The 26,739-nt window shown below is 70.1% G+C and carries 32 protein-coding genes; 17 read left to right on the top strand and 15 right to left on the bottom strand.

What is annotated here, in order from left to right; genetic code table 11:
• Nucleotides 1–25 precede the first annotated feature (25 nt).
• Nucleotides 26–790: a sulfite exporter TauE/SafE family protein gene (locus tag BUE30_RS13425; RefSeq protein WP_244526362.1), complete on the bottom strand. Its 765-nt coding sequence runs from the start codon at nt 788–790 to the stop codon at nt 26–28.
• A gap of 119 nt (nt 791–909) precedes the next feature.
• Between BUE30_RS13425 and pncA the strand changes: the two genes are divergently transcribed.
• The 8 genes from pncA to BUE30_RS17575 all read left to right on the top strand — a co-directional run bounded on the left by pncA (nt 910) and on the right by BUE30_RS17575 (nt 8,151).
• Complete coding sequence (pncA, locus tag BUE30_RS13420) at nt 910–1,515, top strand: bifunctional nicotinamidase/pyrazinamidase (RefSeq protein ID WP_073331661.1); 606 nt, start codon at nt 910–912, stop codon at nt 1,513–1,515.
• A gap of 69 nt (nt 1,516–1,584) precedes the next feature.
• Nucleotides 1,585–2,046 carry a (2Fe-2S)-binding protein gene (locus tag BUE30_RS13415; RefSeq protein WP_073331658.1) on the top strand — a complete coding sequence of 154 codons (462 nt, stop codon included), beginning with the start codon at nt 1,585–1,587 and terminating at the stop codon, nt 2,044–2,046.
• Nucleotide 2,047: 1 nt separating this feature from the next.
• Nucleotides 2,048–4,285 carry a xanthine dehydrogenase family protein molybdopterin-binding subunit gene (locus tag BUE30_RS13410; protein WP_073331655.1) on the top strand — a complete coding sequence of 746 codons (2,238 nt, stop codon included), beginning with the start codon at nt 2,048–2,050 and terminating at the stop codon, nt 4,283–4,285.
• The gene (locus BUE30_RS17840; RefSeq protein WP_073331652.1) at nt 4,282–4,917 is read left to right on the top strand and encodes a hypothetical protein; all 636 of its coding nucleotides are present in this window, start codon (nt 4,282–4,284) and stop codon (nt 4,915–4,917) included. Before BUE30_RS13410 ends, BUE30_RS17840 begins: the two co-directional genes overlap by 4 nt.
• Nucleotides 4,918–5,241 (top strand): hypothetical protein, encoded by a 324-nt coding sequence (locus BUE30_RS13400; protein ID WP_073331649.1) that lies wholly within the window; start codon nt 4,918–4,920, stop codon nt 5,239–5,241. It abuts the gene before it with no gap.
• Nucleotides 5,242–5,301: 60 nt separating this feature from the next.
• Nucleotides 5,302–6,594, top strand: coding sequence for a nicotinate phosphoribosyltransferase (gene pncB, locus BUE30_RS13395; protein ID WP_073331646.1), 1,293 nt, complete (start codon nt 5,302–5,304; stop codon nt 6,592–6,594).
• Between the two features lie 14 nt (nt 6,595–6,608).
• Complete coding sequence (locus BUE30_RS13390) at nt 6,609–7,691, top strand: DUF262 domain-containing protein (protein ID WP_073331643.1); 1,083 nt, start codon at nt 6,609–6,611, stop codon at nt 7,689–7,691.
• A gap of 43 nt (nt 7,692–7,734) precedes the next feature.
• Nucleotides 7,735–8,151 carry a HEPN domain-containing protein gene (locus BUE30_RS17575; RefSeq protein WP_139300561.1) on the top strand — a complete coding sequence of 139 codons (417 nt, stop codon included), beginning with the start codon at nt 7,735–7,737 and terminating at the stop codon, nt 8,149–8,151.
• Between the two features lie 88 nt (nt 8,152–8,239).
• Here BUE30_RS17575 and BUE30_RS13385 read toward each other — a convergent pair whose 3' ends face one another.
• The 8 genes from BUE30_RS13385 to BUE30_RS13350 all read right to left on the bottom strand — a co-directional run bounded on the left by BUE30_RS13385 (nt 8,240) and on the right by BUE30_RS13350 (nt 14,055).
• Complete coding sequence (locus BUE30_RS13385) at nt 8,240–8,536, bottom strand: PRC-barrel domain-containing protein (RefSeq protein ID WP_073331640.1); 297 nt, start codon at nt 8,534–8,536, stop codon at nt 8,240–8,242.
• 64 nt (nt 8,537–8,600) lie between these two features.
• Nucleotides 8,601–8,798 (bottom strand): hypothetical protein, encoded by a 198-nt coding sequence (locus BUE30_RS13380; protein ID WP_073331637.1) that lies wholly within the window; start codon nt 8,796–8,798, stop codon nt 8,601–8,603.
• Between the two features lie 52 nt (nt 8,799–8,850).
• On the bottom strand, nt 8,851–9,261 hold the full coding sequence (gene arfB / locus BUE30_RS13375) for an alternative ribosome rescue aminoacyl-tRNA hydrolase ArfB (protein ID WP_073331633.1): 411 nt from the start codon (nt 9,259–9,261) through the stop codon (nt 8,851–8,853).
• 291 nt (nt 9,262–9,552) lie between these two features.
• The gene (locus BUE30_RS13370) at nt 9,553–10,188 is read right to left on the bottom strand and encodes a queuosine precursor transporter (RefSeq protein ID WP_073331630.1); all 636 of its coding nucleotides are present in this window, start codon (nt 10,186–10,188) and stop codon (nt 9,553–9,555) included.
• 89 nt (nt 10,189–10,277) lie between these two features.
• Nucleotides 10,278–11,138 (bottom strand): esterase-like activity of phytase family protein, encoded by an 861-nt coding sequence (locus BUE30_RS13365; protein WP_073331628.1) that lies wholly within the window; start codon nt 11,136–11,138, stop codon nt 10,278–10,280.
• A gap of 4 nt (nt 11,139–11,142) precedes the next feature.
• Nucleotides 11,143–12,078 (bottom strand): penicillin-insensitive murein endopeptidase, encoded by a 936-nt coding sequence (gene mepA, locus BUE30_RS13360; protein ID WP_073331625.1) that lies wholly within the window; start codon nt 12,076–12,078, stop codon nt 11,143–11,145.
• Nucleotides 12,063–13,445 carry an MFS transporter gene (locus BUE30_RS13355; RefSeq protein WP_073331622.1) on the bottom strand — a complete coding sequence of 461 codons (1,383 nt, stop codon included), beginning with the start codon at nt 13,443–13,445 and terminating at the stop codon, nt 12,063–12,065. The genes mepA and BUE30_RS13355 overlap by 16 nt, the downstream gene beginning before the upstream one ends.
• A gap of 64 nt (nt 13,446–13,509) precedes the next feature.
• Complete coding sequence (locus BUE30_RS13350) at nt 13,510–14,055, bottom strand: acyl-CoA thioesterase (protein ID WP_073331619.1); 546 nt, start codon at nt 14,053–14,055, stop codon at nt 13,510–13,512.
• A 160-nt stretch (nt 14,056–14,215) separates the two neighbouring features.
• On the opposite strand from BUE30_RS13350, the gene BUE30_RS13345 reads away from it, so the two are divergent.
• Both BUE30_RS13345 and tspO read left to right on the top strand, forming a co-directional pair.
• A complete protein-coding gene (locus BUE30_RS13345) occupies nt 14,216–14,509 on the top strand; it encodes a YggT family protein (protein WP_073331616.1) in 294 nt (97 codons plus the stop codon).
• A 1-nt stretch (nt 14,510) separates the two neighbouring features.
• Nucleotides 14,511–14,990 (top strand): tryptophan-rich sensory protein TspO, encoded by a 480-nt coding sequence (gene tspO / locus BUE30_RS13340; RefSeq protein WP_073331613.1) that lies wholly within the window; start codon nt 14,511–14,513, stop codon nt 14,988–14,990.
• Between the two features lie 7 nt (nt 14,991–14,997).
• Here tspO and BUE30_RS13335 read toward each other — a convergent pair whose 3' ends face one another.
• Together BUE30_RS13335 and BUE30_RS13330 are read right to left on the bottom strand one after the other, a co-directional pair.
• Nucleotides 14,998–15,705, bottom strand: a complete 708-nt coding sequence (locus tag BUE30_RS13335) for a response regulator (protein ID WP_073331610.1) — start codon at nt 15,703–15,705, stop codon at nt 14,998–15,000.
• The gene (locus tag BUE30_RS13330; RefSeq protein ID WP_073331607.1) at nt 15,705–16,235 is read right to left on the bottom strand and encodes a MarR family winged helix-turn-helix transcriptional regulator; all 531 of its coding nucleotides are present in this window, start codon (nt 16,233–16,235) and stop codon (nt 15,705–15,707) included. The genes BUE30_RS13335 and BUE30_RS13330 overlap by 1 nt, the downstream gene beginning before the upstream one ends.
• A 143-nt stretch (nt 16,236–16,378) precedes the next feature.
• Here BUE30_RS13330 and BUE30_RS13325 point away from each other — a divergent pair, with 143 nt between their 5' ends.
• On the top strand, nt 16,379–17,248 hold the full coding sequence (locus BUE30_RS13325) for a branched-chain amino acid aminotransferase (RefSeq protein ID WP_073331605.1): 870 nt from the start codon (nt 16,379–16,381) through the stop codon (nt 17,246–17,248).
• Nucleotides 17,249–17,333: 85 nt separating this feature from the next.
• Nucleotides 17,334–18,224: a formate/nitrite transporter family protein gene (locus tag BUE30_RS13320; RefSeq protein ID WP_083601386.1), complete on the top strand. Its 891-nt coding sequence runs from the start codon at nt 17,334–17,336 to the stop codon at nt 18,222–18,224.
• On the opposite strand, the gene fliP is transcribed toward BUE30_RS13320, so the two are convergent.
• The 4 genes from fliP to fliF form a co-directional block, all read right to left on the bottom strand.
• Complete coding sequence (fliP, locus tag BUE30_RS13315) at nt 18,215–18,985, bottom strand: flagellar type III secretion system pore protein FliP (protein WP_425303932.1); 771 nt, start codon at nt 18,983–18,985, stop codon at nt 18,215–18,217. The genes BUE30_RS13320 and fliP overlap by 10 nt on opposite strands.
• Nucleotides 18,986–19,227: 242 nt before the next feature.
• On the bottom strand, nt 19,228–19,521 hold the full coding sequence (locus BUE30_RS13310; protein ID WP_073331602.1) for a FliM/FliN family flagellar motor switch protein: 294 nt from the start codon (nt 19,519–19,521) through the stop codon (nt 19,228–19,230).
• Nucleotides 19,514–20,104: a hypothetical protein gene (locus tag BUE30_RS13305; RefSeq protein ID WP_073331599.1), complete on the bottom strand. Its 591-nt coding sequence runs from the start codon at nt 20,102–20,104 to the stop codon at nt 19,514–19,516. The genes BUE30_RS13310 and BUE30_RS13305 overlap by 8 nt, the downstream gene beginning before the upstream one ends.
• A 4-nt stretch (nt 20,105–20,108) precedes the next feature.
• On the bottom strand, nt 20,109–21,725 hold the full coding sequence (gene fliF, locus BUE30_RS13300; protein ID WP_139300559.1) for a flagellar basal-body MS-ring/collar protein FliF: 1,617 nt from the start codon (nt 21,723–21,725) through the stop codon (nt 20,109–20,111).
• Nucleotides 21,726–21,854: 129 nt separating this feature from the next.
• Here fliF and BUE30_RS13295 point away from each other — a divergent pair, with 129 nt between their 5' ends.
• From BUE30_RS13295 to BUE30_RS17835, 5 genes are all read left to right on the top strand, one after another.
• Entirely contained in the window at nt 21,855–22,364 is a 510-nt protein-coding gene (locus BUE30_RS13295) for a flagellar basal body-associated FliL family protein (RefSeq protein ID WP_073331593.1), read from the top strand.
• Nucleotides 22,365–22,385: 21 nt separating this feature from the next.
• Nucleotides 22,386–22,739, top strand: coding sequence for a hypothetical protein (locus tag BUE30_RS13290; protein ID WP_073331590.1), 354 nt, complete (start codon nt 22,386–22,388; stop codon nt 22,737–22,739).
• Complete coding sequence (locus BUE30_RS13285; RefSeq protein WP_073331587.1) at nt 22,736–23,341, top strand: MotE family protein; 606 nt, start codon at nt 22,736–22,738, stop codon at nt 23,339–23,341. Before BUE30_RS13290 ends, BUE30_RS13285 begins: the two co-directional genes overlap by 4 nt.
• Nucleotides 23,342–23,445: 104 nt before the next feature.
• Nucleotides 23,446–24,312: a flagellar motor stator protein MotA gene (motA, locus tag BUE30_RS13280; protein WP_073331584.1), complete on the top strand. Its 867-nt coding sequence runs from the start codon at nt 23,446–23,448 to the stop codon at nt 24,310–24,312.
• Nucleotides 24,309–26,618, top strand: coding sequence for a hypothetical protein (locus tag BUE30_RS17835; protein ID WP_073331581.1), 2,310 nt, complete (start codon nt 24,309–24,311; stop codon nt 26,616–26,618). The genes motA and BUE30_RS17835 overlap by 4 nt, the downstream gene beginning before the upstream one ends.
• Nucleotides 26,619–26,739 lie beyond the last annotated feature (121 nt).

Here is a 26,739-nt window from a genome sequence, read left to right as displayed (position 1 = left end):
CGGCCGGGCCAGCCGGCAAGCGGCCTCAGGTCAGCCCCGCGACCCCGTCCCAGATCAGCTTGGCCGCCACCACGGCGACGAAGGCGTACATCAGCGGATAGAACACCTCCGCCCGGATCCTCTTCACCAGCCAGGCCCCGAACAGCGTCGCGAGCGCCGCGACCGGCATGAGGAGCGCGGAGGTGGTAAGGTTCGTCGCGTCGAACTGGCCGAGCGCGAAATAGGGGATCGTCTTGATCGCGTTCACCACCGCGAAGAACAGGACCGAGGTGGAGACGTACACCTTCGGATCCAGACGCAGCGGCATCGTGTAGACCTGATAGGGCGGCCCGCCGGCATGGGCGACGAAGCTGGTATAGCCGGCGACACTCGCCCAGACGCTGCCGAGCAGCGGCCGGTGGGGACGCGCGGCGCTGCCCTGCCCCGCCACGGTCAGCTGGACGTAGCGCAGCACGAAGGCCAGCGCGATCAGACCGACGATCAGGCGCACCATCGGGTCCGACACGATCGCCGCCGTCGCCCAGCCGATCGCGATCCCGACCACCGCGCCCGGCAGCATGACCAGCAGCGTGCGCCGGTCCCATTGCCCCCACCACGACCAGAGCGAGACCCCGTCCATCACCAGCAGGATCGGCAGCAGGATGCCCGCCGCCTGCACCGGCGGCATGACCAGCGACATCAGCGGCACGCCGAGAAGCGCCATCGCCCCGCCGAGCCCGCCCTTCGACAGGCCGACCACGATCACGGCGGCGAAGCAGGCGGCGAGCGTGGCCGCGCTATCGAAGAGCATCGTGTCCATGGGGCGGAGGAGTGGACCCATCGGCCCGGAACGGCAAGGCATCCCGGGCGGGGAACTTGACCCCCCGGTCGGGGTGGTTAGCTCTGGCCCATCCGAGACGGAGAGGCCCCATGCCCCGCGATGCCGCCCACGCCCTACTGGTGATCGACATGCAGAAGGATTTCTGCCCCGGCGGCGCGCTCGCCGTCGACGGGGGCGATGCCATCGTCCCCGGCATCAACGCGTTGATGGGGGAGTTCGCCACGGTGCTCTACACGCAGGACTGGCACCCGGCGGGCCATTCCTCCTTCGCCTCGTCGCATCCGGGGGCCGCGCCCTTCACGATGACGGACATGCCCTACGGGCCGCAGGTGCTCTGGCCCGACCATTGCGTGCAGGGCAGCCCGGGCGCCGAGTTCCATCCGGAGCTGCGGCTGGACGGCGACCTGATCGTGCGCAAGGGCTTCAACCCGGCCATCGACAGCTATTCCGCCTTCTTCGAGAACGACCATTCCACCCCGACGGGGCTGGAGGGCTACCTGCGGACCCGCGGGATCGAGCGGTTGACGCTGGTCGGCCTCGCGCTGGACTATTGCGTGGCCTATTCCGCGCTCGACGCGGCGAAGCTCGGGTTCGGGGTCGAGGTGCGTACCGACCTCAGCCGCGCGATCGATCTGGACGGTTCGCTCGCCGCCATGACGGGCGAGATGCGCAGCGCCGGAATCACCCTGACGTGATCGCCCCGGCGTGACAGGGCCCCGCCCACCTGCCACTCTCGCCCGGACGGCCCGGCACGGAGGCGCCAGATGCAACTGACGGTCAACGGCGTGACCCGCGAGGTCGAGGTGCCGGAGGAGATGCCCCTTCTCTGGGTGCTGCGCGACGTGCTGGGTCTGACGGGCACGAAATACGGCTGCGGCATCGCCCAATGCGGGGCCTGCACGGTCCATCTGAACGGGCAGGCCGTGCGGTCCTGCCAGGTCCGCGCGGCGGAGCTGGAAGGCGCGGACGTGGTGACGATAGAGGGTCTCGGCACGCCGGAGGCGCCGCACCCGGTGCAGGCGGCCTGGATCGAGGCGCAGGTGGCGCAATGCGGCTACTGCCAGTCGGGGCAGATCATGCAAGCTGCCGACCTGTTGGCGCTGAACCCCGACCCGACGGACGACCAGATCGACGCCGCGATGGGCGGCAATCTCTGCCGCTGCGGGACCTATCCGCGGATCCGCGCCGCGATCCGGGACGCGGCCGGCCGGATGCGGGGGGCCTGAGATGGGCAGGCTGCGCACGATCTCCCGCCGCACCTTCCTCGTCGGGCTGACGGCCGTCTCGGGCGGCGTCGCCTTCGGCGTTATGGCCGCGCGATCCGACTACGACAACCCGCTGACGGCCGGCCTCGGCGCGGGCGAGGCCGCGATCACCCCTTACGTCCGCATCGACGCCGAAGGGGTGACGCTGATCACCCCGCGCACCGATCTCGGCCAGGGAGGCTATCACGTCCAGGCCGCCCTGCTGGCCGAGGAGCTGATGGTCGACCCCGCCTCGGTCCGCATCGATCCCGGCCAGCCCGCCCCCGCCTATTACAATACCGGCTTCGCGGACGAGGCCGTCCCCTTCCGCCCCACCGATTACGGCTGGGCGGCGGAAGCCTCGCGCGAGGCGATGGCGGGGATGCTCAAGATCATCGCCATGCAGCTCACCGGCGGGTCGACCACGGTGAAGGACGCCTACGAGAAGCTGCGGATCGCCGGCGCCACCGCGCGCGAGACGCTGATCGACGCCGCCTCGCAGGTGAGCGGGGTGGAGCGGGAGAGCCTGCGGGCCGAGGACGGCGCAATCGTCCTGCCGGACGGCACGCGCCTGACCTATGCCGGGCTGGCGCCGGTGGCCGCCACCCTGACCCCGCCACGCAGCGTCGCGCTGAAGCCCCCCACCGAGTTCCGCCTTCTGGGAAAGGCGCAGCAGCGGCTCGACATCGTCCCGAAATCGACCGGCCGCCAGGTCTTCTCCACCGATGTGACGCTGCCGGACATGCTCTTCGCCGCGGTCGCGCTCGCGCCGAACCGGGGCGAGGTGACGGGGATCGACGCCGCCGCCGCCGAGGCGATGCCGGGCGTGCTGTCCGTCCATCCCGTCACCGGCGGGGCGGGGGTGCTCGCGAGCACGACCTGGCACGCGATGGAGGCGGCACGGGCGATCCGGCTGGAAACCGGCCCCTCCCCCTACCCGCCCGAGCAGGAGGCGCACTGGGCCGTGCTGGCCGAGGCGATCCGCGACGACAACCGCAACCAGCGCAAGCGCGACGACGGCGATGCGGGGGCCGCGCTCCCGGCCTCCTCCCGCCCGGTCTCGGAATTCCGCGCGCCCTACCTCGCCCATCAGCCGCTCGAGCCGCTGAGCGCCACCGTGCGGATCGCGGGCGGCCGGGCCGACCTCTGGTGCGCGAGCCAGGTTCCGGGCGCCGCGGTCGATGTCGTGGCGGATGTCGCGGGCCTGCCGGCTGAGGCGGTAACGATCCATGTGCAATATGCGGGCGGCAGCTTCGGCCAACATCTGGAGATCCTTCATATCCGCGCCGCGGCCGAGCTCGCCGCGCAGGCGGGCGGGCGGCCGGTCAAGCTGACCTTCTCGCGCGAGACGGATTTCCAGCAGGATTTCGTGCGCCAGATCGCGCTGGCGCGTGGCACCGGCGCGGTGGCGGACGGCCATGTCACGGCCATCGACCTCGACATCGCGGCGCCTTCCGTCATGGGCAGCCAGGCGACGCGGACCGGGGGCGCGCAGCCGCCGGGTGCGGACCTGATGCTGACGATCGGCGCCTGGGACGCGCCCTACGAGCTGCGCGATTTCCGGGTGAGCGGCTACATCGCGCAGGGCCTCGCCCCCGTATCCTCCTGGCGGTCGGTCGGCGCCTCGACCAATGTCTGGTTCATCGAGGCGCTGATGGCCGAACTCATCCACGAGGCGGGCGCCGACCCGGTGGAGGAACGGCTCCGCCTGATCCGCGATCCCTTTTCGCGCGGCGTGATCGAGGCGGCGGCCGAGGCGGCGAACTGGGGCAGCACGCCCGAGGGGCGCGGCCGGGGCATCGCCTTCGGCCATTCCTTCGGCGTGCCGGTGGCCGAGATCGTCGAGGTCAGCCGATCGGACCGCGGCATCCGGATCGAGGAGGTCTGGTGCGCGACCGAGGCGGGCCGCGTGCTCGACCCGATCAATTACGAGAACCAGGCCCAGGGCGGCGTGATCTGGGGCCTCGCCCATGCGATGAACTGCGAGACGACCTATGCGGGCGGCGTGGCGCAACAGGTGAACTACGACGCCTATCCGGGCCTCCGCCTCTACAATGCGCCGAGGGTGAATATCATCCCCCGCGAGACCAGCCCCGGCATCCACGGCATCGGCGAACCGACCGTGCCGCCCGCCGCCCCCGCGCTCGCCGCCGCGATCTTCGACCTGACGGGGGAGCGGCTGCGGGAGATGCCGTTCTCGCGGCATGTGAGCTTCGCATGAGGCGCCTCGCTCTCGCCTGCCTTCTCCTCCTCGCCGCGCCGGCCCTGGCGCAGGACGTGGTCCTGCCGGAGGCGGGCAGCGTCTCCCGCGAGGAGGGACTCGCCGCCTTCGACCGGATCCACGCCGTCGTCTCCTCCCCCCGCTGCGCGAACTGCCATGTCGGGCCGGACAACATTCCGCGCTGGGACGGGCTCGGCCTCGGCGAGGACGTGCCCCACGGGATGAACGTGACCGCCGGCGACAGCCGGATCGGGGTGGAGACGCTGCTCTGCTCCACCTGCCACCGGACGGTCGAGGACGGGCCGATCGCCGAACGCGGCGCCCCGCCCCACGTGACGACGGACTGGCGCCTCGCCCCGGTCGAGATGCAGTGGCACGGCCGGACGGCGGAAGAGATCTGCGCCCAGCTGTCGGATCCCGACACGAATGGCGGCCGGGACTGGATCGAGCTGGCCGAGCATCTGGACGAGGACGGGGGCCATGGCGGCTTCATCGCCTTCGGCTTCGATCCCGGGCCGGGGCGCGCGCCCGCCCCCGGAACCCTGCAGGAGCATATCGACGACATGCTGACATGGGGCGCGGCGGGCCAGCCCTGCCCCGGCCCCGTCGGCGCCGTGGCGGTGGAGGAGTAGATGCCCGGCTCCCGCCCCCTCCGCCTCGCCTCCGTCCTGCTGCTCGCGGCCGCGCTGGCCCATCTCGCCGCGCCGGCCTTCGGGGGGGCGACGGGAACGAACCTGATCCTCGGCGCGGTGCTGGTCGTGCTGGCCTTCGCCCTCGGCGCGGGGCTGCGCGCCGCCGGATGGCTCGCCCTGCCCGTCGCCCTGATCGACGCCGCCGCGACCGCCACCGCCCGCGACATCCCCCTCTGGCTCGCCTGGGGCGAGGCGGCACTGGCGATCCTCGCCGCACTGGCGCTCTTCGTGGCGCTGTGGAAGGCGCGGCCCCGGCCGGCGTGACCGCCTGACTTTACAAGGCCCGCGCGACCGCTAGGCTCCGCCCTTCGGACGGAGGAAGAAATGGTCGACATCGCCACACGTGTCTGGAACCACAAGTGGAAGATCGATCCGATCGTCCGCTCGCTCATCGACACGGATTTCTACAAGCTGCTGATGTGCCAGTCGGTCTTCCGCAACCGGCCGGACACCGACGTCACCTTCAGCCTCATCAACCGGACGAAGAGCGTCCGCCTCGCCGACCTGATCGACGAGGGCGAGCTGCGCGAGCAGCTGGACCACATCCGCTCGCTCTCGCTCTCGCGCGGGGAATCGACCTGGATGCGGGGCAACACCTTCTACGGCAAGCGCCAGATGTTCCGCCCCGACTTCATGGACTGGTTCGAGGCCTTGCGCCTGCCGCCCTACGAGCTGGCGAAGAAGGACGGCCAGTACGAGCTGACCTTCCACGGCAAATGGCCCGAAGTGATGCTGTGGGAGATCCCGGCCCTCGCCGTCCTGATGGAGCTGCGGGGCCGCGCCGTGCTGCGCGACATGGGCCGGTTCGAGCTGCAGGTCCTTTACGCCCGCGCCATGACCAAGCTGTGGGAGAAGGTGGAGCGCCTGCGCGCCGTTCCCGGCCTGCGCCTCGCCGATTTCGGCACGCGGCGGCGGCATTCCTTCCTCTGGCAGGACTGGTGCGTGCAGGCCCTGCACGAAGGCCTGGGCGACAGCTTCACCGGCACGTCCAACTGCCTCATCGCCAAGAACCGCGACCTCGAGGCGATCGGCACCAATGCGCACGAGCTGCCGATGGTCTATTCCGCCCTCGCGGAGGACGATGCCGCGCTGGCCCGCGCGCCCTATGACGTGCTGTCGGACTGGCACGAGGAGCATGACGGCAACCTGCGCATCATCCTGCCCGACACCTACGGCACGAAGGGCTTCCTCGACCGGGCGCCCGACTGGCTGACCCAGTGGACCGGCATCCGCATCGACAGCGGCGACCCGGCCGAGGGGGCCGAGACGGCGATCCGCTGGTGGCAGGAGCGGGGCGAGGATCCGCGGGCTAAGCTGGTCATCTTCTCCGACGGGCTGGACGTGGGGAAGATCGAGGAGCTGTCGAGGCGCTTCGACGGGCGGGTGCGGGTCAGCTTCGGCTGGGGCACGATGCTGACCAACGACTTCATCGGCCTGACGGAGGGCGACCGGCTGGCGCCGTTCTCCCTGGTCTGCAAGGCCGTGGAGGCGAACGGACGGCCCACGGTCAAGCTCTCGGACAACCCGAGGAAGGCGATGGGGCCTGCAGCAGAGATCGAGCGCTACAAGCGGGTGTTCGGGGTGGGGGCGCAGGTGGAGCGGGAGGTGGTGGTGTGAACAAGGAGACGCAAATGTCACAAACCGAGGACGAAAGCGAAAATGCGACTTCACCGATTTTAGAGGGTGAAGTTGAGTCGGAACAACTTTCTGATGAAGAAACGATTTATCAGATCAACACCTACGGGGCGGACTTTACAGTCGATGGACTAGTAAAACGTTTCGACCGCGGTGATATCTTTCGGCCAAAATTCCAGCGAAACTTCGTATGGACATGGCCTCAGGCGTCCAAGTTCATCGAATCGATACTGCTGGGCCTTCCGATACCGAGTGTTTTCCTTTACAGAGAAGAGTCAACGCAGAAACATCTAATCGTTGATGGCCTCCAGCGTCTTACGACGCTTGCTTCATTTAGTAATGGACGACTACCGCACAACGACCGGGTGTTTAGACTGAGGGATGTTAAAGAGCGCTTTGAAGGGCGCACTTTTAAAGAACTCGAACCGGAAGATCAGCGCCGCTTCGAGGATGCAGTTGTCCATGCCATGATAATTCAACAATTGGCACCCGACGATGGAAACTCTGCAGTGTTCCATATCTTCGACAGACTAAATTCAAACGGCACTCCTCTCCAACCTCAGGAGATACGCGCTGCTGTTTACCATGGGCCATTTCAGGACTTACTCGGAGAGCTGAATCTTGACCCGAGTTGGCGAGCGATATTTGGGGCCGTACACAAACGCGCTAAAGATCACGAGTTAATCCTAAGATTTCTAGCGCTTGCGTACAACGGAGACAACTATGAAAAGCCTATGAAGGGGTTTCTAAATTCCTTCATGGAAAAACATAGGCACCTAGATCAAAGGCTGCAACAAGAATTCGCATCAGCGTTTACCCAGACCATAAGAATCATACACAATGCAATAGGCGAGAAAGCGTTTAGACCGGCGCGTTCGTTTAACGTCTCCGCATTTGACTCGGTGATGTTGGGGGTTTTTAAGTCGCAGCTAGAAGAACCAGATGCAGTCCGGGAGGTCTACCAAAAACTACTTGCCGATCCCGCTTATCAGGAGACAATTACCGGCGCTACGAGCGACGAAACTGTGGTGGAAGCCAGGCTTGCAATATCGTTGAGATACTTCAACGATGCTGCCTGAGCTAGATGCTTGGATAAAGCGGACTGACAATACACAAACAACAATGGCGAAACTGATCCCAGATGTAGATTTCGCTGTTCAGTCGGTATTTGCAAATCAGCTCGCACTTTTGGCAGCCGGCCTGGTCGAAGAAACCGTATCCAAAGTTCTTTCGGAGTATGGGAGGAAGAAAGGAGATCCGAAAATTTCAAGATACATAACTAAATCGGTTGAACACCAGAATTCATTAAGCTGCGAAAAGATAAAGCTTACGTTGGACAAGTTTGATGGCGGGTGGTGGGACCAACTTGAAGATAGAGTTAAAGATAGCGATAGAGCCGCCATCGATAGCCTGAAGGCCATCCGAGACAAGGTCGCACACGGAAGGCCGAATGGGACCGGCTTTTCGGTTGTCGGATCCTATTATTCGTCGATTAAAAGGTTTGCGCGCGAATTTGATCAACTAATACTCGAGGAGTAGAGATGATTGATGTGTGCGGACTTTTTCACGAAAATGGGGCCCGGCGCTCCCGCGCCGGGTCCTCCTCTCCATACAGCAACCGGAACCCTCAGTCCCGGTGTTCCGGCATCGCCTTCAGCTCGTCCTTCGTCAGCGCCGTCGTCGCGTGGGCCGCGCCGTCGGGGTCGCGCATGAAGTTGAGCGAGGTCATCGGCAGGGCCACCGGCTTGGCGCCGATCCCCAGGAAGCCGCCCACGTCGACCACGACCTTGCCGCCGGGCGGGGTGCCGTGGGTGTGCGAGACGGTGCCGATCTTCTCGTCATCGGGGCCGTAGACGTTCGCGCCGTCGATATTGGCGGCCACGACCTCGACATCGCTCATCGGGATATGCTTGCTGTGGTCCATGACTGGTCCTCCTCGCATTGCGTTCGGGGGACCAACGCGCCCCCCGGGGGGCGCGTTCCGGGGGTTACTCGGAGGTCACCTCCTCCTCCGGCGCGATTTCGGGGTTCTCCTGCACGCCCCAGCCGATCAGCAGCAGGACGAGGATGATGGCGGCGAAGCCGATGGGGATCATCGCCTTGCCGAGGGGATTCTTGGCGGGCGGGGTGGTGCGGGTCTCGGGCTTGACGGTGTCGTCGCGGTTCTCGGGCACGGCACTCTCCATGGGTCGGGGTCTGACGGCGGAACGCGCCGCCCCGCCCGGTCGGTTCCCCGCCTCACGGGTCCTTGCGCAGGGCCTTCACCTCGCCGCGCTTGCGCTTCTCCTCCACCCGCTTGCGCTTCTGGTTCTGCGACACGCGCGTCGGGATGCGCTTCTTCGGCGCGACCAGGGCGCGGGCGACCAGCTCGGCCAGACGCTCGCGCGCGACGGCCCGGTTGCGGGCCTGGCTGCGTTCCTCGGAGACCTGGATCACCAGCGCCCCGTCCTTGGTCCAGCGTCGGCCCGCGATGCGCCGCAGCCGCCGCTTGACCGGATCGGGGAGGGAGGGGGACCGCTCGGCCTCGAAGCGCAGCTCGACCGCGGAGGAGACCTTGTTGACGTTCTGCCCGCCGGGACCCGAGGCGCGGACGAACTGCTCCGTCAGCTCCCAGTCCTGGATCTCCACCTCTCCGATCGTCAGCGGCATGCGGGCCTCGCGGGTTCGTTCATCGAAAAGGGCCGTCCCCGGCGATGGGAACGGCCCTTCGAAAGTTCAGGAGGTGGATCGGTTAGAGGCCGGCTCCGCCGCTACGGGCGGGGGCCCTCCACCTGGGTTCTCCGTCAGCCGAGGGCTGCCTCAGCTGCGCGCCCCCCAAGCTGTCCCGACACTCCTCTCCAATACCTTTCTAGACACTGGATCACCTCCTTTCGTTGATTTCGCCTGATCCCAACCTTGCACGTCATTTGTGTATGTCAAATGAAAATCCCCAATATCTCGTCACGCGATCGTGGGGCGATGCAGGATCCGCCCGGTGATGAGGCGGAAGGGGATCAGCGCGATCAGGGCGAGGGCGATCTTGACCCCCCAGTCGGCGAGGGCCAGCGACACCCAGAGCGGCGCCCCGGGCCCGAATGTCAGCAGCGGCGCCGGGCCCTGCGCCCATTCCACCGCCGCGTTGGCGCCGGCGGGAAAGAGGCCGGACAGCGCGGCCGCGAAGGCGACCGAGAAGAAGACCGCCGTGTCGAGCGTCGCGCCCACCAGGGTCGAGGCGAGCGGCGCCCGCCACCAGCCCCCCGCCCGCAGCCGGTGGAACACCGCCACGTCGACCATCTGCGCCGCAAGGAAGGCGAGGCCGGAGGCGATCGCCACCCGCAGCGTCACGGCCGGCCCGAATTCCAGCATGACCTGCGTGCCGACCAGCGAGCAAAGCACGCCGACGGCAAAGCCCGCGACGACCACCCGGCGCGCGGCGGCCGGGCCGTGCACGCGGTTCGTCAGGTCGGTGACGAGGAAGGCGAAGGGATAGGTGAACGCCCCCCAGGTCAGCAGCCCGTCGAGAAGGAGGATCTGCACGAGGATGTTGCTGGCCACGACGATGGCGGCCATTGCGAGGATCGCGGGGAGTAGACGCATGGAAGGGCTCCGTTTTGGCAGGGGTGCGGCGACCTGGCCGCCCCGTCCGTTGGAGCGACGCGGCCGTCTACGCCCGCCGCCGCGAGCCGTCAATCCGACGCGGGGGGCAGCGGCAGTTCCACGATCTCGGTCCGCTGGAACCAGCGCTGGTTATCGTCGGCGATCATCGTCGCGACGAGGGCGCCGTCCCTCTCCCAGACCGAGATGCCTTCCAGATTGTCGAACTCGGCGCTCTCCATCAGCACCTCTTCCGCCCCGCCGGACAGGTCGAACCGGCGCAGCCGGCTGCGGAAGCCGAGGCCGGTGAAGTCCCGTTCGAGCACGTAGAGCCGCCCGTCCGGTCCGATATCGGCGCCGACGACGAGGTAGGGCCCCCGGCGCGGGATCGAGAAGGGTATGTCCCAGGTGCCGCCTCGATACCGGTAGACCGGGAAGGGGCGATCGGCCCGGCCCGACCGTTCGGGGATCGTGTAGAGCGCGCCGTCCGGTCCGATCGCCAGCGCCTCGAGCGAGGAATTCGGCTGCATCCCGGCGAAATCGGGATGCCGGGGCAGGCGGCGGGGCAGACCGCTGCCGTCATCCTCGACCCGGATGCGGGCGATCCCCTCGAACGAGATGTAGACCTCGCCGCTCGGGCCGACCGCGATTCCCTCGCTGTCCGAGCGCGGCGCGTCGAGCGGATCGCCGTTCTCGTCCTGCAACGGGGTCAGCGGCCCCCGCTCGACCCCTGTGATCCAGCCCGCCGCGTCGCGCCGGAAACGCCCCTCGACGAGGCGGGCGCGATCGGACAGGGCGAGGAACCGCTCGCCCCCCGGAAAGACGTGGATCGCCGAGAAGCCCCCGAAATCGGGGTCGGGATCGCTCCAGACGAACGCATCCTCGCGCCGCAGTTCGGCAGCGGCGATTCCCGCCCAGAGGGCGAGCGCCAGCAACAGGCGAAGGCGGGGCAAGGGATCAGTCGGCGGTCAGGACGGCGAGGCACTGCCCCGGCAGGTCGGACATCAGCACGTCCCCCCGCGGCGGCGGCGGAACGTAGTTCGGATCCGGCGGCGGCGGGTTCAGGATGTTGGCCACGGCCTGCCGCGCCTCGGCGCAGCCATCGCCGGCGGGCACCGGATCCTGCGCCTCGCAGGACGGATCGCCGGCCGGGCAGCTCAGCCGGACGTGGAAATGGTAGTTGTGATTGGCGAGCAGGCGGATCTTGCCCAGCCAAGACGTGTCGCCGGTCGCGCGCTCGCACATCCAGACCTTGGCGGCCGGGAAGACGAAGATGCGCTCGACCCGCGGATCGCGCGCGGCGCGTTCGAGGATGGCGGCATGGGCGGGCGACCAGGCCCCGTTCACCGCGGCGCCGCGATTGGCGTCGGTGCGGATCGAGGACAGGCTCTCGCGCTCGGCCGGGGTCAGGTTCAGCCGGTCGGGCGGCAGCATCCAGATGTCGGCGTCGAGCCCGATCTGGTGGCTGGCATGCCCCGTCAGCATCGGACCGCCCCGCGGCTGGCTGAGATCGCCGATATAGAGACCCGCCCAGCCCGGCTGGGTCGCGGCGAAGGCGGACAGGTCCTGCAGGAAATCGACCAGGATCGGCTGGCCCCAGTTCCGGTTGCGGCTCAGTCGCATCGCCTGCCAGGTCGGCCCGGTCTCGGCCAGCTGGATGTTCCCGGCGGCGCAGCCGCGCGAGTAGAAGCCGATCGCCTCCGACGTCTGCTGCGAGGCGCTGTCCATCGCCCCGAACAGGCGCTTGGCGACCCGGCTGTCGGCGAGGTTCTCCATCGCGGCGAGGGTCGCGCCGGCAAAGCCGAGCCGGTCCTCCTCGGCCGCATTCGTTCCGCCCCGGCCGCAGGCGGCGAGGCCGACCATCAGGGCGAGGGTTTCTAGTCTGCGGACCATTCTGCTCGATCTCCGTCCTTGTCGACGAAGCCTAGCAGGATCAGCCCGACGAGGAAAAGCGCGATGACCGGCAGGAACCCCAGCTGGTTCGACATCGTGATCCAGGTGAAGAGCGTGATCAGCGCCGGGGCGAGGAAGGCCGTCGCCCGCCCCGTCAGCGCGAAGAGACCGAACGCCTCGGCCGGGCGGGACGGGTCGGTATGCCGCACCATCAGGGACCGCGAGGCGGAATAGAGCGCGCCGCCCGAGCCGCCGATCAGCGCGCCGCACAGGTAGAAGGTGATGTCCGGCACGGGCGAGCCCTCGGCCAGCGGCAGCCAGAACAGGTGCTCGCGGCTCATGCCCACGATCACGGTGCAGACGAGGATCAGCACCCAGATGCAGGCGAGGATCACCGGCTTCGGCCCCAGCCTCTCGTCGGCAAGACCCCCGACCCAGGACAGCACCGCCGCCGCGACGGCCGCGATGATGCCGAAGATCCCGACCTGGATCACGCTCCAGTCCAGGACGAGCGCGGCATAGACCCCGCCGAAGGAATAGAGCGCGGTGAGCGCGTCGCGGTAGAACATCGACCCCACGAGGAAGGCGGCGAGCGAGCGCCGCCGCGCGACCCCGCGGATCGTCGCCCAGAGATCGGCCAGCACCGCGCGGAAGGACGGCCTGTCCCGCCGCAGCGCGCCGGGATCGTCGGCATTGGCCCAGAAGAAGGGCAGCATGAAGACCAGGAACCACCCGGCGATGAACGGCCCGACGAAGCGCGTCCCCTCGCGCTCGGCCCCGTCGAGGCCGAAGGGCGGCGGGTTGCCGATGAGCGTCACGCCGCTTTCGTTCTCGGCGAAGACGAGCAGCATGATCGCCAGCGACAGCACCCCGCCCCAGTAGCCGAAGGCCGTGGCCCCGCCCGAGATCCGGCCCACGTCGTCCGCGTCGCCCAGCGAGGGCAGGATCGCGTTGGCGAGGTTGAACGCCGCCTCCGACGCGGTAAAGCCCAGCCAGAACAGGATCAGCACGAGATAGAGGTTCGTCCCGTCCGGCTGCAGCAGCCACAGGGCCGCCGCGCAGGGGACCAGGATCGCGGTGAAGGCGTAGAACCACGGCATCTTGCGGCCCGAACTGTCCGCCCAGGCGCCGAGGATCGGCGCCGAGAAGGCGATGACCAGACCCGAGATCGTCTGCGCCGCAGACCACAGGCCCTGCGCCCCGGCCCGGGCCGCGTCCGGCGCGGCGCCGCCATCGAGGAAGCTCTGCGCCGCGACGGCCGCAAAATAGGGCCCGAAGATGAAGGTCAGGCCGAGCGTCGCGTAGGGCTGCTGCGCCCAGTCGAAGATCATCCAGCCCCAGATGCGCCGGCGCGATGCGCGTGCCATTCCCCGGCCCTCCTGCCCGTTCGCGGGGATAGGGCCCGACGGCCCGGGCAATGGCAAGACCGCGTCAGGCCCCCGCCATCGGCGGCCAGGGGCGCGTGTCCTCGGCGCCGACGAGGGCCGTCACCCAGTCCGGCAGCGGCGGCGAGTCCGGCCCGACGCCCAGTCCCTCGCCCAGCGCGGTCGGCGGGATCAGCCCGGCCCGGCCGCGCCCGACCAGGGCGGTGCGGATGAGGACATGCGAGGTGCATTCCCCGTCCGCCCGCCACATCGACTGCTCCATGTAGAAGAACCGCCTGTCCCAGCCGATCATCCGGCTCTTCATCGTCAGCTTCTCGAAGATCCTGACCCGCCGCCGGTAGCGTGTGAAGCTCGCCGCGACGGTAAAGCCCCAGCCCTTCTGCCGCAGCAGATCCACGACCCCCGTCCGCCGCGCCATCGGGATCCGGCCCAGGTCGTAGAGGGTCAGCGTCCGGCCGTTGTTCAGCTCGCTCCACAGGTCGATGTCGATGGGCCAGCAGCGGTGGTGGCTGACATGCGTGTCGAAGGGACCGAGCGGCGGCAGGTTCCGGGTGGCCCAGTTCTGCCAGGCGAAGCGGATCAGGGGATACATGGGGCCTCCGGGTCTCGATCGGCCTTGCGTGGCGGCGGCGCCCCGCCGGGTCAAGCGTAACGCTCCGGTAAACCCCTTGCGTGCATGACAGGATTGCGCGGGGCGGCGGGGATGCCTACCTCTCCCCGCGACACGGGAAACGCGAAAGGCCAATCGGCGAATGACCTCGATCTTCCAGATCCTGATGCTGCTGCTCTCCATCGCGAAATTCTTCATCTTCGCGCATTTCATCATGAGCTGGCTCATCAGCTTCCAGGTGCTGAACGTCCGCCAGCCCTTCGTCTACCAGATCTGGTCGGGCCTGAACCGCCTGCTCGAGCCGATCTACGGCCCGATCCGGCGCGTCCTGCCCAGCATGGGCGGTCTCGACCTGTCGCCGCTGGTCGCGCTGATCGGCATCTACATCATCGAGATCGTCCTGCGGAACAACGCGGGCCTCTTCCTCGGCTACTGAGATGGACTGGATCGCCTTCGCGCTGTTCCTCGCGGCGGCCGCCGCCGCGGGGGCGACGGGGGCGATGTTCCCCACCGGCGCCTGGCTCGCGCGGCTGGACAAGCCGTCCTGGATGCCGCCGAACCGGGCCTTTCCCGTCGTCTGGACGACGCTCTACCTGCTGATGGCCCTCGCGGGCGGGCGGATCGTCCATGCGGGCGGCGGCGGGGTCGCGCTCGCCTTCTGGGCGCTGCAGATCGCGCTCAACACGCTCTGGACGCCGGTCTTCTTCGGCGCGCGGCGGATGCGGGCGGGGCTCTGGGTCATCGGGGCGCTCTGGATGGCAGTGCTGGGTTTCGTCCTCGCCGCCTGGCCGGTCGACCGGGTCGCGGCGCTGCTCTTCCTGCCCTCTCTCGCCTGGGTGAGCGTGGCGGCGGCGCTGAATGCCAGCCTCCTCCGCCGGAACCCGGACGAGAGGCCGCTCCGCCTCTCGGACCTCTAGGCGCCGATCAGTCCGGGGCCAGCAGGTAGCCCTCGCCCCGGACCGTCTGCAGGTAGCGGGGCTGGCGGGGATCGGCCTCGATCTTGCGGCGCAGGCGCGTGATCTGCACGTCGACCGCGCGCTCCTGCGCCTGCCCGTCGCCCCGCCCCAGCTCCTCCACCAGGAAGGACCGGCTGACCGCCTCGCCAGGCCGGGCGGCGAAGATGCGCATCAGCTGCACCTCGGTCGCGGTCAGACGCACCGGTGCCTCGCCCTCCCACATCTCGCCGCGGTCGACGTCGTAGCGGATCGCGCCGAGCGAGAGCGAGGCCGGTCGCGGCGCGGGATCCTCGACCGGGGCGGGGGCCCGGCGCAGGATCGCGTTGATCCGCAGCAGCAGCTCCTTCGGCTCGAAGGGCTTGGCGAGGTAGTCGTCCGCCCCCGCCTCGAGCCCCGCGATCCGGTCCGACGTCTCGCCCCGCGCGGTCAGCAGCAGGATCGGCATCTCGCGCTCGTCCCGCAGCGCCCGGCAGAGCGAGATCCCGTCCTCGCCCGGCATCATCACGTCCAGCACCGCAAGGTCGAAGTCGAGTCCGCCGAGGATCCGCCGCGCATGCGCCCCGTCGCGGGCCGAGGTGACGAGGAAACCGTTGCGCAACAGGAACCGGCTCAGCAGCTCGCGGATGCGCTGGTCGTCGTCGACGATCAGCAGGTGCGGCGTCTCGACCGGCGACATCAGGGGCGCCCCCGGGGGCCCAGCGCCTCGTAATGGCGCAGCATGTCCTCGTCCATCATCGCCTCCAGCACGCGGCGGAACCCCGCGACGGCGGCCGGACCCGCGGCGCGGTAGGCGCTGCGCATCCGGTCCCTCTGCGCGTCGGACAGCTCGCGCTCCAGCGCCTCTCCCTCCTCCGACAGATACAGATGCCGCTCGCGCTTGTCTTCCGTGCCGACCCGGCTCACGACCATGCCGTCGGCGATCAGGGTCCGCAGCACCCGGTTCAGCGACTGTTTGCTGACCCCGAGGATGCCGAGCAGGTTGTTGATCGAGGTCCCGGGCGAGCGGTGGATGAAGTGCAGCGCGCGGTGATGGGCGCGGCCGTAATCCTTGTCCTGCAGGATCGCGTCGGGCGCGGCGGTGAATCCGCGATAGGCGAAGAACATCGCCTCGATCCCGGTGCGCAGCTGGTCGTCGGTCAGGTAGAGCAGGTGGTTCGGCGGCTCGCTCGATCCCGCGCGCCTGTCGTGTCCCGGCCTGTCGCCCATTGCGGATCTCCTGTCTGCCTGCCGGCAAAATACGTCAGCCTTGTTGACATTAAAAGGGGCGGCTGTTAGCGAAATTCGCATGATGCGCAATTTTGTGTCGATCCGCACGATCTGCGCGCAACTTAAGCCTCGGGAGAAGCGGCATGGCTGGCACTTACGACGACCGCGACGGCACGATCTGGATGGATGGCAGGATGGTGGACTGGCGCGACGCCAACGTCCACATCCTGACCCATGCCCTCCATTACGCCTCCTCCGTCTTCGAGGGCGAGCGCGCCTATGGCGGCAACATCTTCCTCAGCCGGAAACATTCCGAGCGGCTGCATGCCTCGGCGAAATCGATGGATTTCGAGATCCCCTTCACCGTGGACGAGATCGAGGCCGCCAAGCAGCAGGTCCTCGCCGCGAACGGCCTGTCCGACGCCTATATCCGCGCGGTGGCCTGGCGCGGCGCCGGCCCCGACATGGGGGTCGCCTCGCAGCGCAATCCCGTCCGGCTCGCCATCGCGGCCTGGGAATGGGGCAGCTATTACGGCGACGCCAAGATGAAGGGCGCCAGGCTCGACATCGCGAAATGGAAGCGCCCGGCCCCCGAGACCGCGCCCTACACGGCCAAGGCAGCGGGTCTCTACATGATCTGCACCATGTCCAAGCACGCGGCCGAGGCGAAGGGCTGCTCGGACGCGATGATGTTCGACTACCGCGGCTACGTCGCCGAGGCGACGGGGGCCAACATCTTCTTCGTCAAGGACGGCGAGGTGCACACGCCCAAGCCCGACTGCTTCCTCAACGGACTGACCAGGCAGACGGTGATCGGCCTCTTGCAGGACCGGCAGGTCAAGGTGAACGAGCGGCACATCATGCCGGAGGAGCTCGAGGGCTTCCAGCAATGCTGGCTGACCGGCTCGGCCGCCGAGGTGACGCCGGTCGGGCAGATCGGCGACTACAATTTCGAGGTCGGCGCCCTGACCCGCGACATGTCCCAGGCCTACGAGGCGCTGGTCCGGGCCTGACGCCCCCGGGGCGGACTGGCAGGGGCGGTTCCCCGCGCCATCTGGTGCAGCCGCGCCGGAAGGAGAGCCCGGAGGGAACCGCCCGATGACCGACGACCTGCGAGACGAGGCCCGGATCGGGGACGAGGCCGCGACCGATGTCGCCGCCGTCCGGTCCGAGGCGGAGGACGAGGCCGTCGAGGGCGCTGTCCACCTGTCGCCCCGGCTGGTCTACGAGGTGATCCTGCGCGAGGGCGAGGGCGAGCTGGTGCGCCCGCGTACCTCGCTGCTCTATTCGGGTCTCGCCGCCGGGATCTGCATCAGCTTCTCGGTAATCGGCGAGGCGATCCTGCGGGCCAACCTGCCCCCGGGCAGCGGCGCGTCCTACCTCGTCGAGAACCTCGGCTACTCGCTCGGCTTTCTTATGGTGATCATGGGGCGGCTGCAGCTCTTCACCGAGAACACGATCACCACCGTCATGCCGGTGCTCAAGCGGCGCAGCCTGCACGCGCTCGGCCGGATGCTGCAGCTCTGGGGGATCGTGCTGGGCGCGAACGTGGTCGGCTGCGTGATCGCGGGGGCCTTCATCGCCTGGACGCCCGCCTTTCCGCCCGAGGTGACGCAGGCGGTCGCCGCCTTGTCGCGCCACGCGGTCGAGCCGGGCGCCTGGGAGGCGTTCTTCCGCGCCATCCCGGCCGGGCTGCTCGTCGCGGCGCTGGTCTGGATGATGGCCGCGGGCGAACGCACCGACGGCTTCTGGCTGATCCTCGTCTTCACCTGGGCGATCGCGGCGGGCGACTTCACCCACGTCGTCGCGGGATCGGTGGAGATGGCCTTCCTGCTTCTGACGGGCGAGCTCGGCCTGCCGCGCGCGATCTTCTCGTTCTTCCTGCCGGTGCTGGCGGGCAACGTGGTCGGCGGCACGGCCGTCTTCACGATGATGGCCTGGGGCCAGGTCCGCGAGGAGGTCGCGCACCGCCCGCCGCCTCAGAGATAACCGCGCACGAGGCTGCCGGCGATCAGCGACCAGCCGTCGGCGACGACGAAGAAGGCCAGCTTGAACGGCAACGACACGATGGCCGGCGGCACCATCATCATCCCCATCGACATCAGCACCGCTGCGACGACGAGGTCGATGATCAGGAACGGCAGGAAGACGAGGAATCCGATCTGGAAGGCGCGGGTGATCTCGCTCAGCATGAAGGACGGCACGAGGACCGAGAGCGGCGCATCCTCGCCTGCGACCATTCCCTCGGTCCCGGGGCGCAGGTCGGCGAGCGTCTCGAAGGTCTCGGGCGCGACGCGGGCGGCCATGAAGCCGCGGAACGGCGCGATCACGCGCGGGATCGCCTCCTCCACCGCGATCGTCTCGTTCACCAGCGGCTCGATCCCGTCGGTCCAGGCCGTCCGGAACACCGGCTCCATCACGAACCAGGTCAGGAACAGGGCGAGGCTGACGATCAGCATGTTGGGCGGCGATTGCTGCAGGCCCAGCGCCTGCCGCAGGATCGCCAGCACGGTGACGATGAACGGAAAGCAGGTCACCATGATGGCGAGCCCCGGCACGAGGCTCAGCACGGTGAGCAGGAGCAGCAGCTGGATCGACCGCTCCGCGAGGGATCCCTCGCCGCCGAGATCGACCGAGAGGGACTGTGCGGCGAGCGCCCCCGGGAGGAAGAGGGCGGCCAGGCCGACCAGAACGGCCAGCGCCGGCCCCGTCGCCGGCGGGATCGGGCCGCCCGGCGGCGGGGCCCGCACCGCCAGGGATCCGGCCGGTGCGACCGGGCCGCGCGGGGTCGCCCCTCCCGGGGCGGCCCCGGGCGGGGCGGCGAAACGGTCCCGGACCCTCCCGCCCGTGACTGCGCCGGATGATCCGGCGGCAGGCGCGACAGGGCGGGGATCGTCCCGCTGGACAGGCCGTCCGCCGACCGGCGCACGGGGGCACGGCCCGGGCGGCGGGACCGGGGGAAGCCCGAGGCGGATCTTCGCGCGGGACATTTTCAGGGCCGGTCCCGCCCGGGCGCGGGGGCGACCTCCGTCAGCTTGACGGCCAGCTGCCCCGGCTCTCCGCCCGGCATCTCCTGCAATTCGCCGCGCGCGATCAGCCGGTCCCCGACATAGAGCTCCACCGGATCCTCGACCCGCCGGTCGAGCGGCAGGACGGCGTTCTCGCCGAGCGAGAGCAAGTCGCGGATCGTCGGCCGGGCCCGGCCGACCGAGATCGTGATCTCGATGGGCACCGAGTGGATGGGGCTCTCGGCCTCGCGGCCCTCCCCGTGCGGGATGTCATCCATGGGCGCGGCCCTCCTCTGCGGCCGGGGGCGGAACGAGATTGGACAGGATCTCGACCAGCTGGTCGGTCAGCCCGCCGAGATCGAGCCCGGTCTCCGCCCCGCCGGCGACGATCACCGCCTCCAGCGGGCCGAGATCGGGATCGGGGACGATGACGAGCGCGGCGGCGGGCAGGGCGGTGCGCGCCGCCTCCACCTCCGCGGCGGCGCCGGGGGCGACGTGCAGACGCAGCGGCCGCGCGGTGTCCTGCGCCGCCGCCTCCGCCAGCTCGGCGGCGATCCGGGGGGCGAAGGTGGCGCGCGCGGCGTCGGGCAGGAACCGCCCGACCAGTTCCCGGAACAGCGGCTGCAACCCGTCCAGCACGACGCGCCGCGCCTCCGCCCCCGCGAAATCGAGGTCGGCGAGGGCGGCCACGAGGTCGGCGGTCAGCGCCGCATGGGTGGCCTCCGCCTCGGCCAGCGCCTCCGCCCGGCCGGCGGCGTGCCCGTCCAGCCAGTCCTCGGACGGGCCGGACGGAGGCTCCTCCACGGGGCCGGCGGGGACGGGGGGCGGATCGAAATCCTCGAGGAAGGCGTGGCGGGTCACCGGCTCAGCCCTCCCCCTCGCCCTGGCGGACGGGGTGCCGCGTGTCGCCCTCCGGGCTCTCGATCCAGCTCTGCAGCAGGCGGAGCGAATCGTCCTGACGCTCTTCGATCAGCCGGCGGAGGCGGCTCACCGGGTCCTGCGGCTCCATCGTGGCCTCGGCATCCTCGGCCGCATCGAAGGCGCTCATCATCGGGAAGGCGAAGCCGCCGCCGGCGCCGCTCATGTCGAGGGGGGACGCCTCCTCCGTCCCGCCGGGCCCGTCCGGGGCGGGCAGGGCCGTCGCGCCGCCGCCCCGGGCCAGGATCGGGCGGACCACGAAGAGGCCGAGGATCAGCGCCACGAGGGCGAGAACGCCGAGCTGGATCAGCGACATCATGTCGAGCGGCGCGCCGCCCTCCGTCACCTCGGTCCCCATCTCCGGCACCGGCTCGAGCGGGAGCGAGCGGATCGTCAGGACGTCGCCCCGCGATTCGTCCAGCCCGACGGCGGAGGCGACGAGTTCGCCCAGCGCCGCCAGCTCCTCGTCGGGCCGGGGCGTCCGCTCGACGGTGCCGTCGGCGGCGACCGTCTCGACATCGTTCACCAGCACGGCGACGGTCAGCCGCTTCACCGCGCCGGGCGTCCGGACCAGTTCCCGGCTCGTCTCGGAGACCTCGTAGTTCGTCGTCTCGCGCGTCTCGGAGCTCTGGCTCGACTCGGTCGCGCCGGGCGTTCCGGCCTGGCCGTCGGGCAGGTTCGAGGCGACGGTGACATCGCCCCCCGCGCCGCCCTGCTCGGTGTTCGTCCGTTCCTCGACATCGGTCGAGATCGCGACGCGGCTGTCGGGATCGACCCGCCGCTCGACGATCTGCTCGCTCTCCGTCACCGTCTCGAGGCTGACCTCGACGAGGGCGTTGCCCTGCCCGACCCGCGCCTCGAGCAGGCGCTCGGCCTGCAGGCGCAGCGCCTCGGCCCGGTCGGCGGGGCGCGTGCCCTCCCCCGTCCCGCCGCCTTCGGCGAGACGGCCGTCCTCGCCGTCGATCACGGCCACGTCCTCGGGGTCGAGGCCCGACACGGCGGAGGCGACGAGGTAGCGGATCGCGCGCGCCTGCGCCCCCGTCACCGCACCGCCCGACGGCGTGAGCGTGACCGAGGCGGTGGTCCGCGCCTCGCGCGCGAAGGGGCGGGAGGACGGGGTGGAGACGTGCACCCGCGCCGCGCGGTAGAGCGGGCTGGCGACGATGGTGCGCGCCAGCTCGCCCTCCTTGGCCCGCCAGTAGGCGGCGTCGAACATCTGGCTGGTCGTGCCGAAACCGCTCAGCTCGTCGAGCAGCTCGTAGCCCTGGGACGAATTCGCCGGCAGGCCCTGGCCCGCCAGTACCATCCGCAGCGAATCGCGCTCCGTCACGGGGACGTAGATCCCGGTCCCGCGCACCTCGTGCGCGACCCCCGCCTGTTCGAGCGCCGCCACCACGTCGCCCGAGGCGCGCGGCTCCAGCCCCGAATAGAGCAGCGCCATCTCGGGCTGCGCGGCCGACCGGCCCAGCAGCAGCACGGCGGCAAAGACCGCGAGGGTAGCGCCGATGACGACGACGCGCCGCCGCAGGTCCAGACCCTGCCAGGATGAGGCGATCGAGCTCACGCAACCGTCCTTCTGCACGTGGCGGGCCAGCTGCCCGTTCACCGCCCGTTCTGCGCGATCAGCCTTAACAACCCGTTAGTCCCTGCGGGCGTATCCAGCGGCGATCCCGGTGGTGAGCACGAGGACCAGATGACCGACGCGACGACGGATGAGGCGGAGGCCGCGCCAAGGAAGAAGAAGGGGCTGAAGGGCCCGCTGCTGATCGGCCTGCTGCTCGCCCTTCTCGGCGGCGGCGGCGGGGCGGCCGCGGTGATGCTCGGCCTCCTGGGCGGCGATTCGCACGGGGGCGAGGCCGGACCTTCCACGGAGGAGGAGGCGGCGCCCCTCACTCCGATGGAGGAGGTCGCCTTCGTCGCGCTGGAGCCGATGGTGGTGAACCTGCCGCCCGGATCGGCGCGCGACTTCCTCAGCTTCCGCGCCACGCTCGAGGTGCATCCCGACGCGGTCGCCGATGTCGAGGCGGTGGTGCCGCGCGTGGTCGACGTGCTCAACACCTACCTGCGGACCCTCGATCCGGCCGCGCTCGAGGATCCGACCTTCCTCCCCCGGACGCGCGGGCAACTCCTCCGGCGGGTGCAGATCGTCGCGGGCGAGGACCGCGTGCGCGATATCCTGATCATCGAATTCGTCCTGAACTGACCGACGCGAAAGGCACATTCCATGGACATCCTGGCCGACATCCTTCTCGTCGCGGGCGCCGTCGGCGCCGGGTTCTACTGCCTCGTCCTGTCGCGGCGGCTGCGGCGGTTCACCGATCTCGAGAAGGGCGTCGGCGGCGCCGTCGCCGTCCTGTCGGCCCAGGTGGACGACCTGGCGAAGTCCCTCGCGCTCGCGCGCAAGGCGGCGGCCCAGACCTCCGGCACGCTGACCGGCACGACCGAGCGGGCCGAGAAGGCCGCCCAGAGGCTGGAACTGCTCATCGCCTCGATGCACGACCTTCCGGGGGACGAGGAAGAGGCGCCGCGCGCCGGCGGGCCCTACTTCACCCGGCAGGACCGGCGGGGGGCCGCGTGACCCGCGCCCCGGCCAGCCCCCCCGGTCGTTCCCGCGCCCGGCGCCCGCGCCGCAGCTTCGTGCTGGCGACGATCGCCACGCTGCTGCTCGGCTCGGCGGCGCTGCGCCTCGGCGATGCGGGCCCGGTGCTCGCGGCCGGCCTCGCCGAGCCGGAAACCGCGCCGGAAGCTGCGCCGCAGGTCTGCGAGGGCACCTCCGACAACGCCGCCTTCCTCGCCGCCCTGCAGGAACGCGAGCGCCGCGTCGCGACGGACGAGGCGCGCCTGGCCGAGCGGATGCAGGCGCTGCGGCTCGCCGAGGCCGAGATCGACGAGAAGCTCGCCGCCCTGACCGAGGCCGAGGCCAGCCTCGCCGCCACGCTCGACACCGCCGCGACCGCCGCCGATTCGGATATCGGCCGGCTGACCCTGGTCTACGAGAACATGCCCTCCGCCGAGGTCGCCGCCCTCTTCGAGGAGATGGAGCCCGCCTTTTCGGCCGGGTTCCTCGCCCGGATGGACCCGGCGGCGGCGGCGGCCATCATGTCCAACCTGACGCCAACCACCGCCTACTCGATCAGCGTCGTGATCGCGGGGCGCAACGCGCTGGTGCCGACGGAGTGACCGGCGGAACGGGGCGGACGTGACGCTTCGTTAAGGACTGTCCGACATAAGCGGGCGGGAGGGGCCCGCGGGGCGGCCCGTCGCGGAAGCGGGGACTTGCGGCCATGGTCGGCTTCATCGGGATCGGCGTGATCTTCGTCATGGTCTTCGGCGGCTACATGCTGGCCGGGGGCAAGCTGGGAATCATCCTGAAGTCCCTTCCGTTCGAGATGATCATGATCGGGGGGGCCGCGGTCGGCGCCTTCGTCATCTCCAACGACGGCGCGTCGATCAAGCATACGCTCAAGGACATCGGAAAGGTCTTCAAGGGTCCGAGGTGGAAGCCGGACGATTACCGCGACCTGCTCTGCCTGCTCTTCGCCCTGCTGCGGATCGCCCGCACCAACCCCGTCGCGGTGGAGCCGCATATCGAGGCGCCGGAAGAGAGTTCGATCTTCACGCAATATCCCCGCATCCTGGCCGACAGGGAATCCGTCTCGCTGATCTGCGACACGATGCGATCCGCCTCGATGAACTACGACGACCCCCACCAGGTCGAGGAGGTGCTGGAGAAGCGGATCGAGGCGACCTACCATCACGCGACACATTCGACCCACGCGCTGCAATCCGTCGCCGACGGCCTGCCCGCGCTGGGGATCGTCGCCGCCGTGCTCGGCGTCATCAAGACGATGGGCTCGATCGACCAGCCGCCCGAGGTGTTGGGCAAGATGATCGGCGGTGCCCTGGTCGGCACGTTCCTCGGCGTCTTCCTCGCCTACGGGCTCGTCGGGCCCTTCGCGGCGAAGCTCAAGACGGTGATCGACGAGGACGCCCATTTCCACCGGCTGATCCGCGAGGTGCTGGTTGCCAACCTGCATCGCCACGCCCCCGCCATCTGCATCGAGGTCGGCCGCCAGAACACGCCGAACCATTATCGCCCCAGCTTCTCCGAGCTGGAGGAGGCCCTGAAATCGACGAAGGAAGCGGCATGAGAGCGACCGCTCCCGCCCTCCTCGTCGCGGCCGTCGCGGCGCTCGCGACGCAGCTGTCGGCGCAGACGATCCCCGTCCGGTCGGGCGATCACCCCACCTTCGCGCGGCTGGTCCTGTCGATCCCGCAGGGGGCCGCGTGGCGGCTGGGCCCGGTCGAGGGGGGGTACGGGTTGCGAATCTCGGGGCCGGGCGTCGCGGAGCCGGATTTCGCGCTGGGCGGGGTCTTCGACCGGATCGGCCGGGACCGGATCGCCCGGATCGATCCGGTACCGGGCGGCATCGACCTCGCCCTCGCCTGCGACTGCCATGCCGATGCCTTCCTCTGGCGCGACGACAGGCTCGTGCTCGACGTGGTCGATGGCCCGCCCCCCGCCGAAAGCGGGTTCGAGACCCCGCTCGCCCCGGCCCCGGAGGCCGCGCCCGACCCCGCCGCACCCGCGCCGGCTGCCGCACCTGCGCCCCGGCGGAACCCGATCCTGCCGCTCCTTCCGGCCGCCGCGTTGCCGCCCGGCCTCGATCCCCGAATCGTCGACCCGCCGCGCGGCGTCCCCGCCGCGGTCGCACCGCCCCCCACCGACCGCGCGGCCCCCGCCGATCCGGGCGAGACCGAGCTCCGCCTGAGGGAGAGCATCGGGCAGGCCGTCGATGCCGGCTACCTCACCTTCGCGGACGCGCCCCCGGGCGAGGCCGCGCCGGACCCGCCGCCCCCGCCCGCGCCGGCCGAGCCGCTGCTTCCGGACCGCCCGGGCCTCGCGGCCCACACCGCGACCGAGGCGCTGTCGCCCGGACTCGCCGCCGCGGCGGCCGCCTTCTGCCCCCCGGCCGAGGCGCTCGACATGACCGCTTGGACCGACCCGGATACCGCTTTCTTCGACGGGCTGGGCCCGGTTCGCGCCGCCTCCGTCACCGAGGAGGGGGATCCGTCCGCCCAAGGGATGCTCGACCTCGCCCGCTACTACCTGGCATGGGGTTTCGGCCGGGAAGCGGTCGCCGCGCTCGACCTCGCCCCGCATCCGCCGCGCCATGCGGACCTGCTGCGCGCCATGGCCGAGGTGATGGACGACCGCCCCCGCGGCGCCGTCTTTCCCGCCGCGGCAGGCGGCTGCCCCGGTCCGGCGCAGCTCTGGTCGGCGCTGATCCGCGGCGACGTCTCCGACCTCCTGCCGCCGGATCGGGCCGCGGCGGTCGCGGCCTGGTCGGACCTGCCGTCCGCGCCGCAGGCGATGCTCGGTCCCCGGCTCGCCCATCTTCTCCTCGCGGCCGGCGCCACTACCGAGGCGGATGCCGTCCTCTCGCGCGTCGCCGAAGAGGATCTGCGGGATCCGGCCGCCGAGTCGACCGCGCGCGCCGAGCTGCAGATGCGCACCGAGGGACCGGCCGGGGCGGTCCGCACCCTGCAGGACGCCACGACCGAGCCCGGGGCGCTCACCCCCGCCGCGCTGGTCCAGTTGATCGAGCTCAGCCTGCGCGGCGGCATCCCGGTGACCGAGGACACGATCTCCCTCGCCGAGGCGCTGGCCCAGGAGTATCGCGGCACCCCGGAGGGGGCGGCGCTGGACGTGTCGGCGATCCGGGCAAGGTCCGCCGGGGGCGATCACGCGGGCGCGTTGCACCGCCTGTCCGCGATGGACCCGGACCTCCCGGGCCGGGAGGACCTGACCCACGAGATCCTTCTCGCCCTCACCGAACGGGGCGACGACGCCACTTTCCTAGACATCGCCTTCCGCGACCTCCCCGGCGCGGCGGACGATCCGGCCCGTGCCGCGATCTCGGAGCGGCTCGTCCTTCTGGGCTTCGAGGATCGCGCCCGCCAGATAGGCGCCGCCGACGGGACGGCGGCCGATGCTCCTGCCCCGCCCGGTGGAGGCGCGGTTCGGGCCGGGGCGGTCGAACCTTCCCCACCGGGAAGGGACGCGACCAAACCGCCGCCGACCGGCGCTGCCGAACCCTCCGCCGACCTGCAAGCAACCGCTGCCGAGGGCCCCGCGCAGGACCGGACCGGCCGGATCGTCGACCCCGCCCAGGCCGACATGCAGGACGCGGACCTGCCAGCCTGGGTCGCGGGTGACTGGACGGGGTTGCGGCGATCCGGCGATCCGCTGCTCGCCACGGCGGCGGAGGCGGTGCTGACCCCGACCGTCCCCGACCCGGATTCGCCGCCGCTGGCCGCGCGACGCGACCTGCTGCGGCAGGCGGACGAAACGCGGGCCATGATCGGGGCCCTGCTCGAGCGGTTCCCCTCCCCCGAGGGGGGCGAGGGGACGACGCCCGGGCCGGAGGATCCCGCGCCGCCGCCCGGCGGGTAACGATGCGTGAAGGTTCGAGGCCTAGGATGGGCGCGGAACGGAAAATCCGGACGATCGGTATGAAATGCCCTCCTGCCCCGCCCCGCTGCGGGCCATTGCCAATCCCGGGGCCTGCCCGCGG

This window comes from Wenxinia saemankumensis, assembly GCF_900141735.1.
Lineage (GTDB): Bacteria > Pseudomonadota > Alphaproteobacteria > Rhodobacterales > Rhodobacteraceae > Wenxinia > Wenxinia saemankumensis.
Note: the sequence above shows the minus strand (reverse complement) of the source record. Positions and strands in the feature narration are given on the sequence as shown.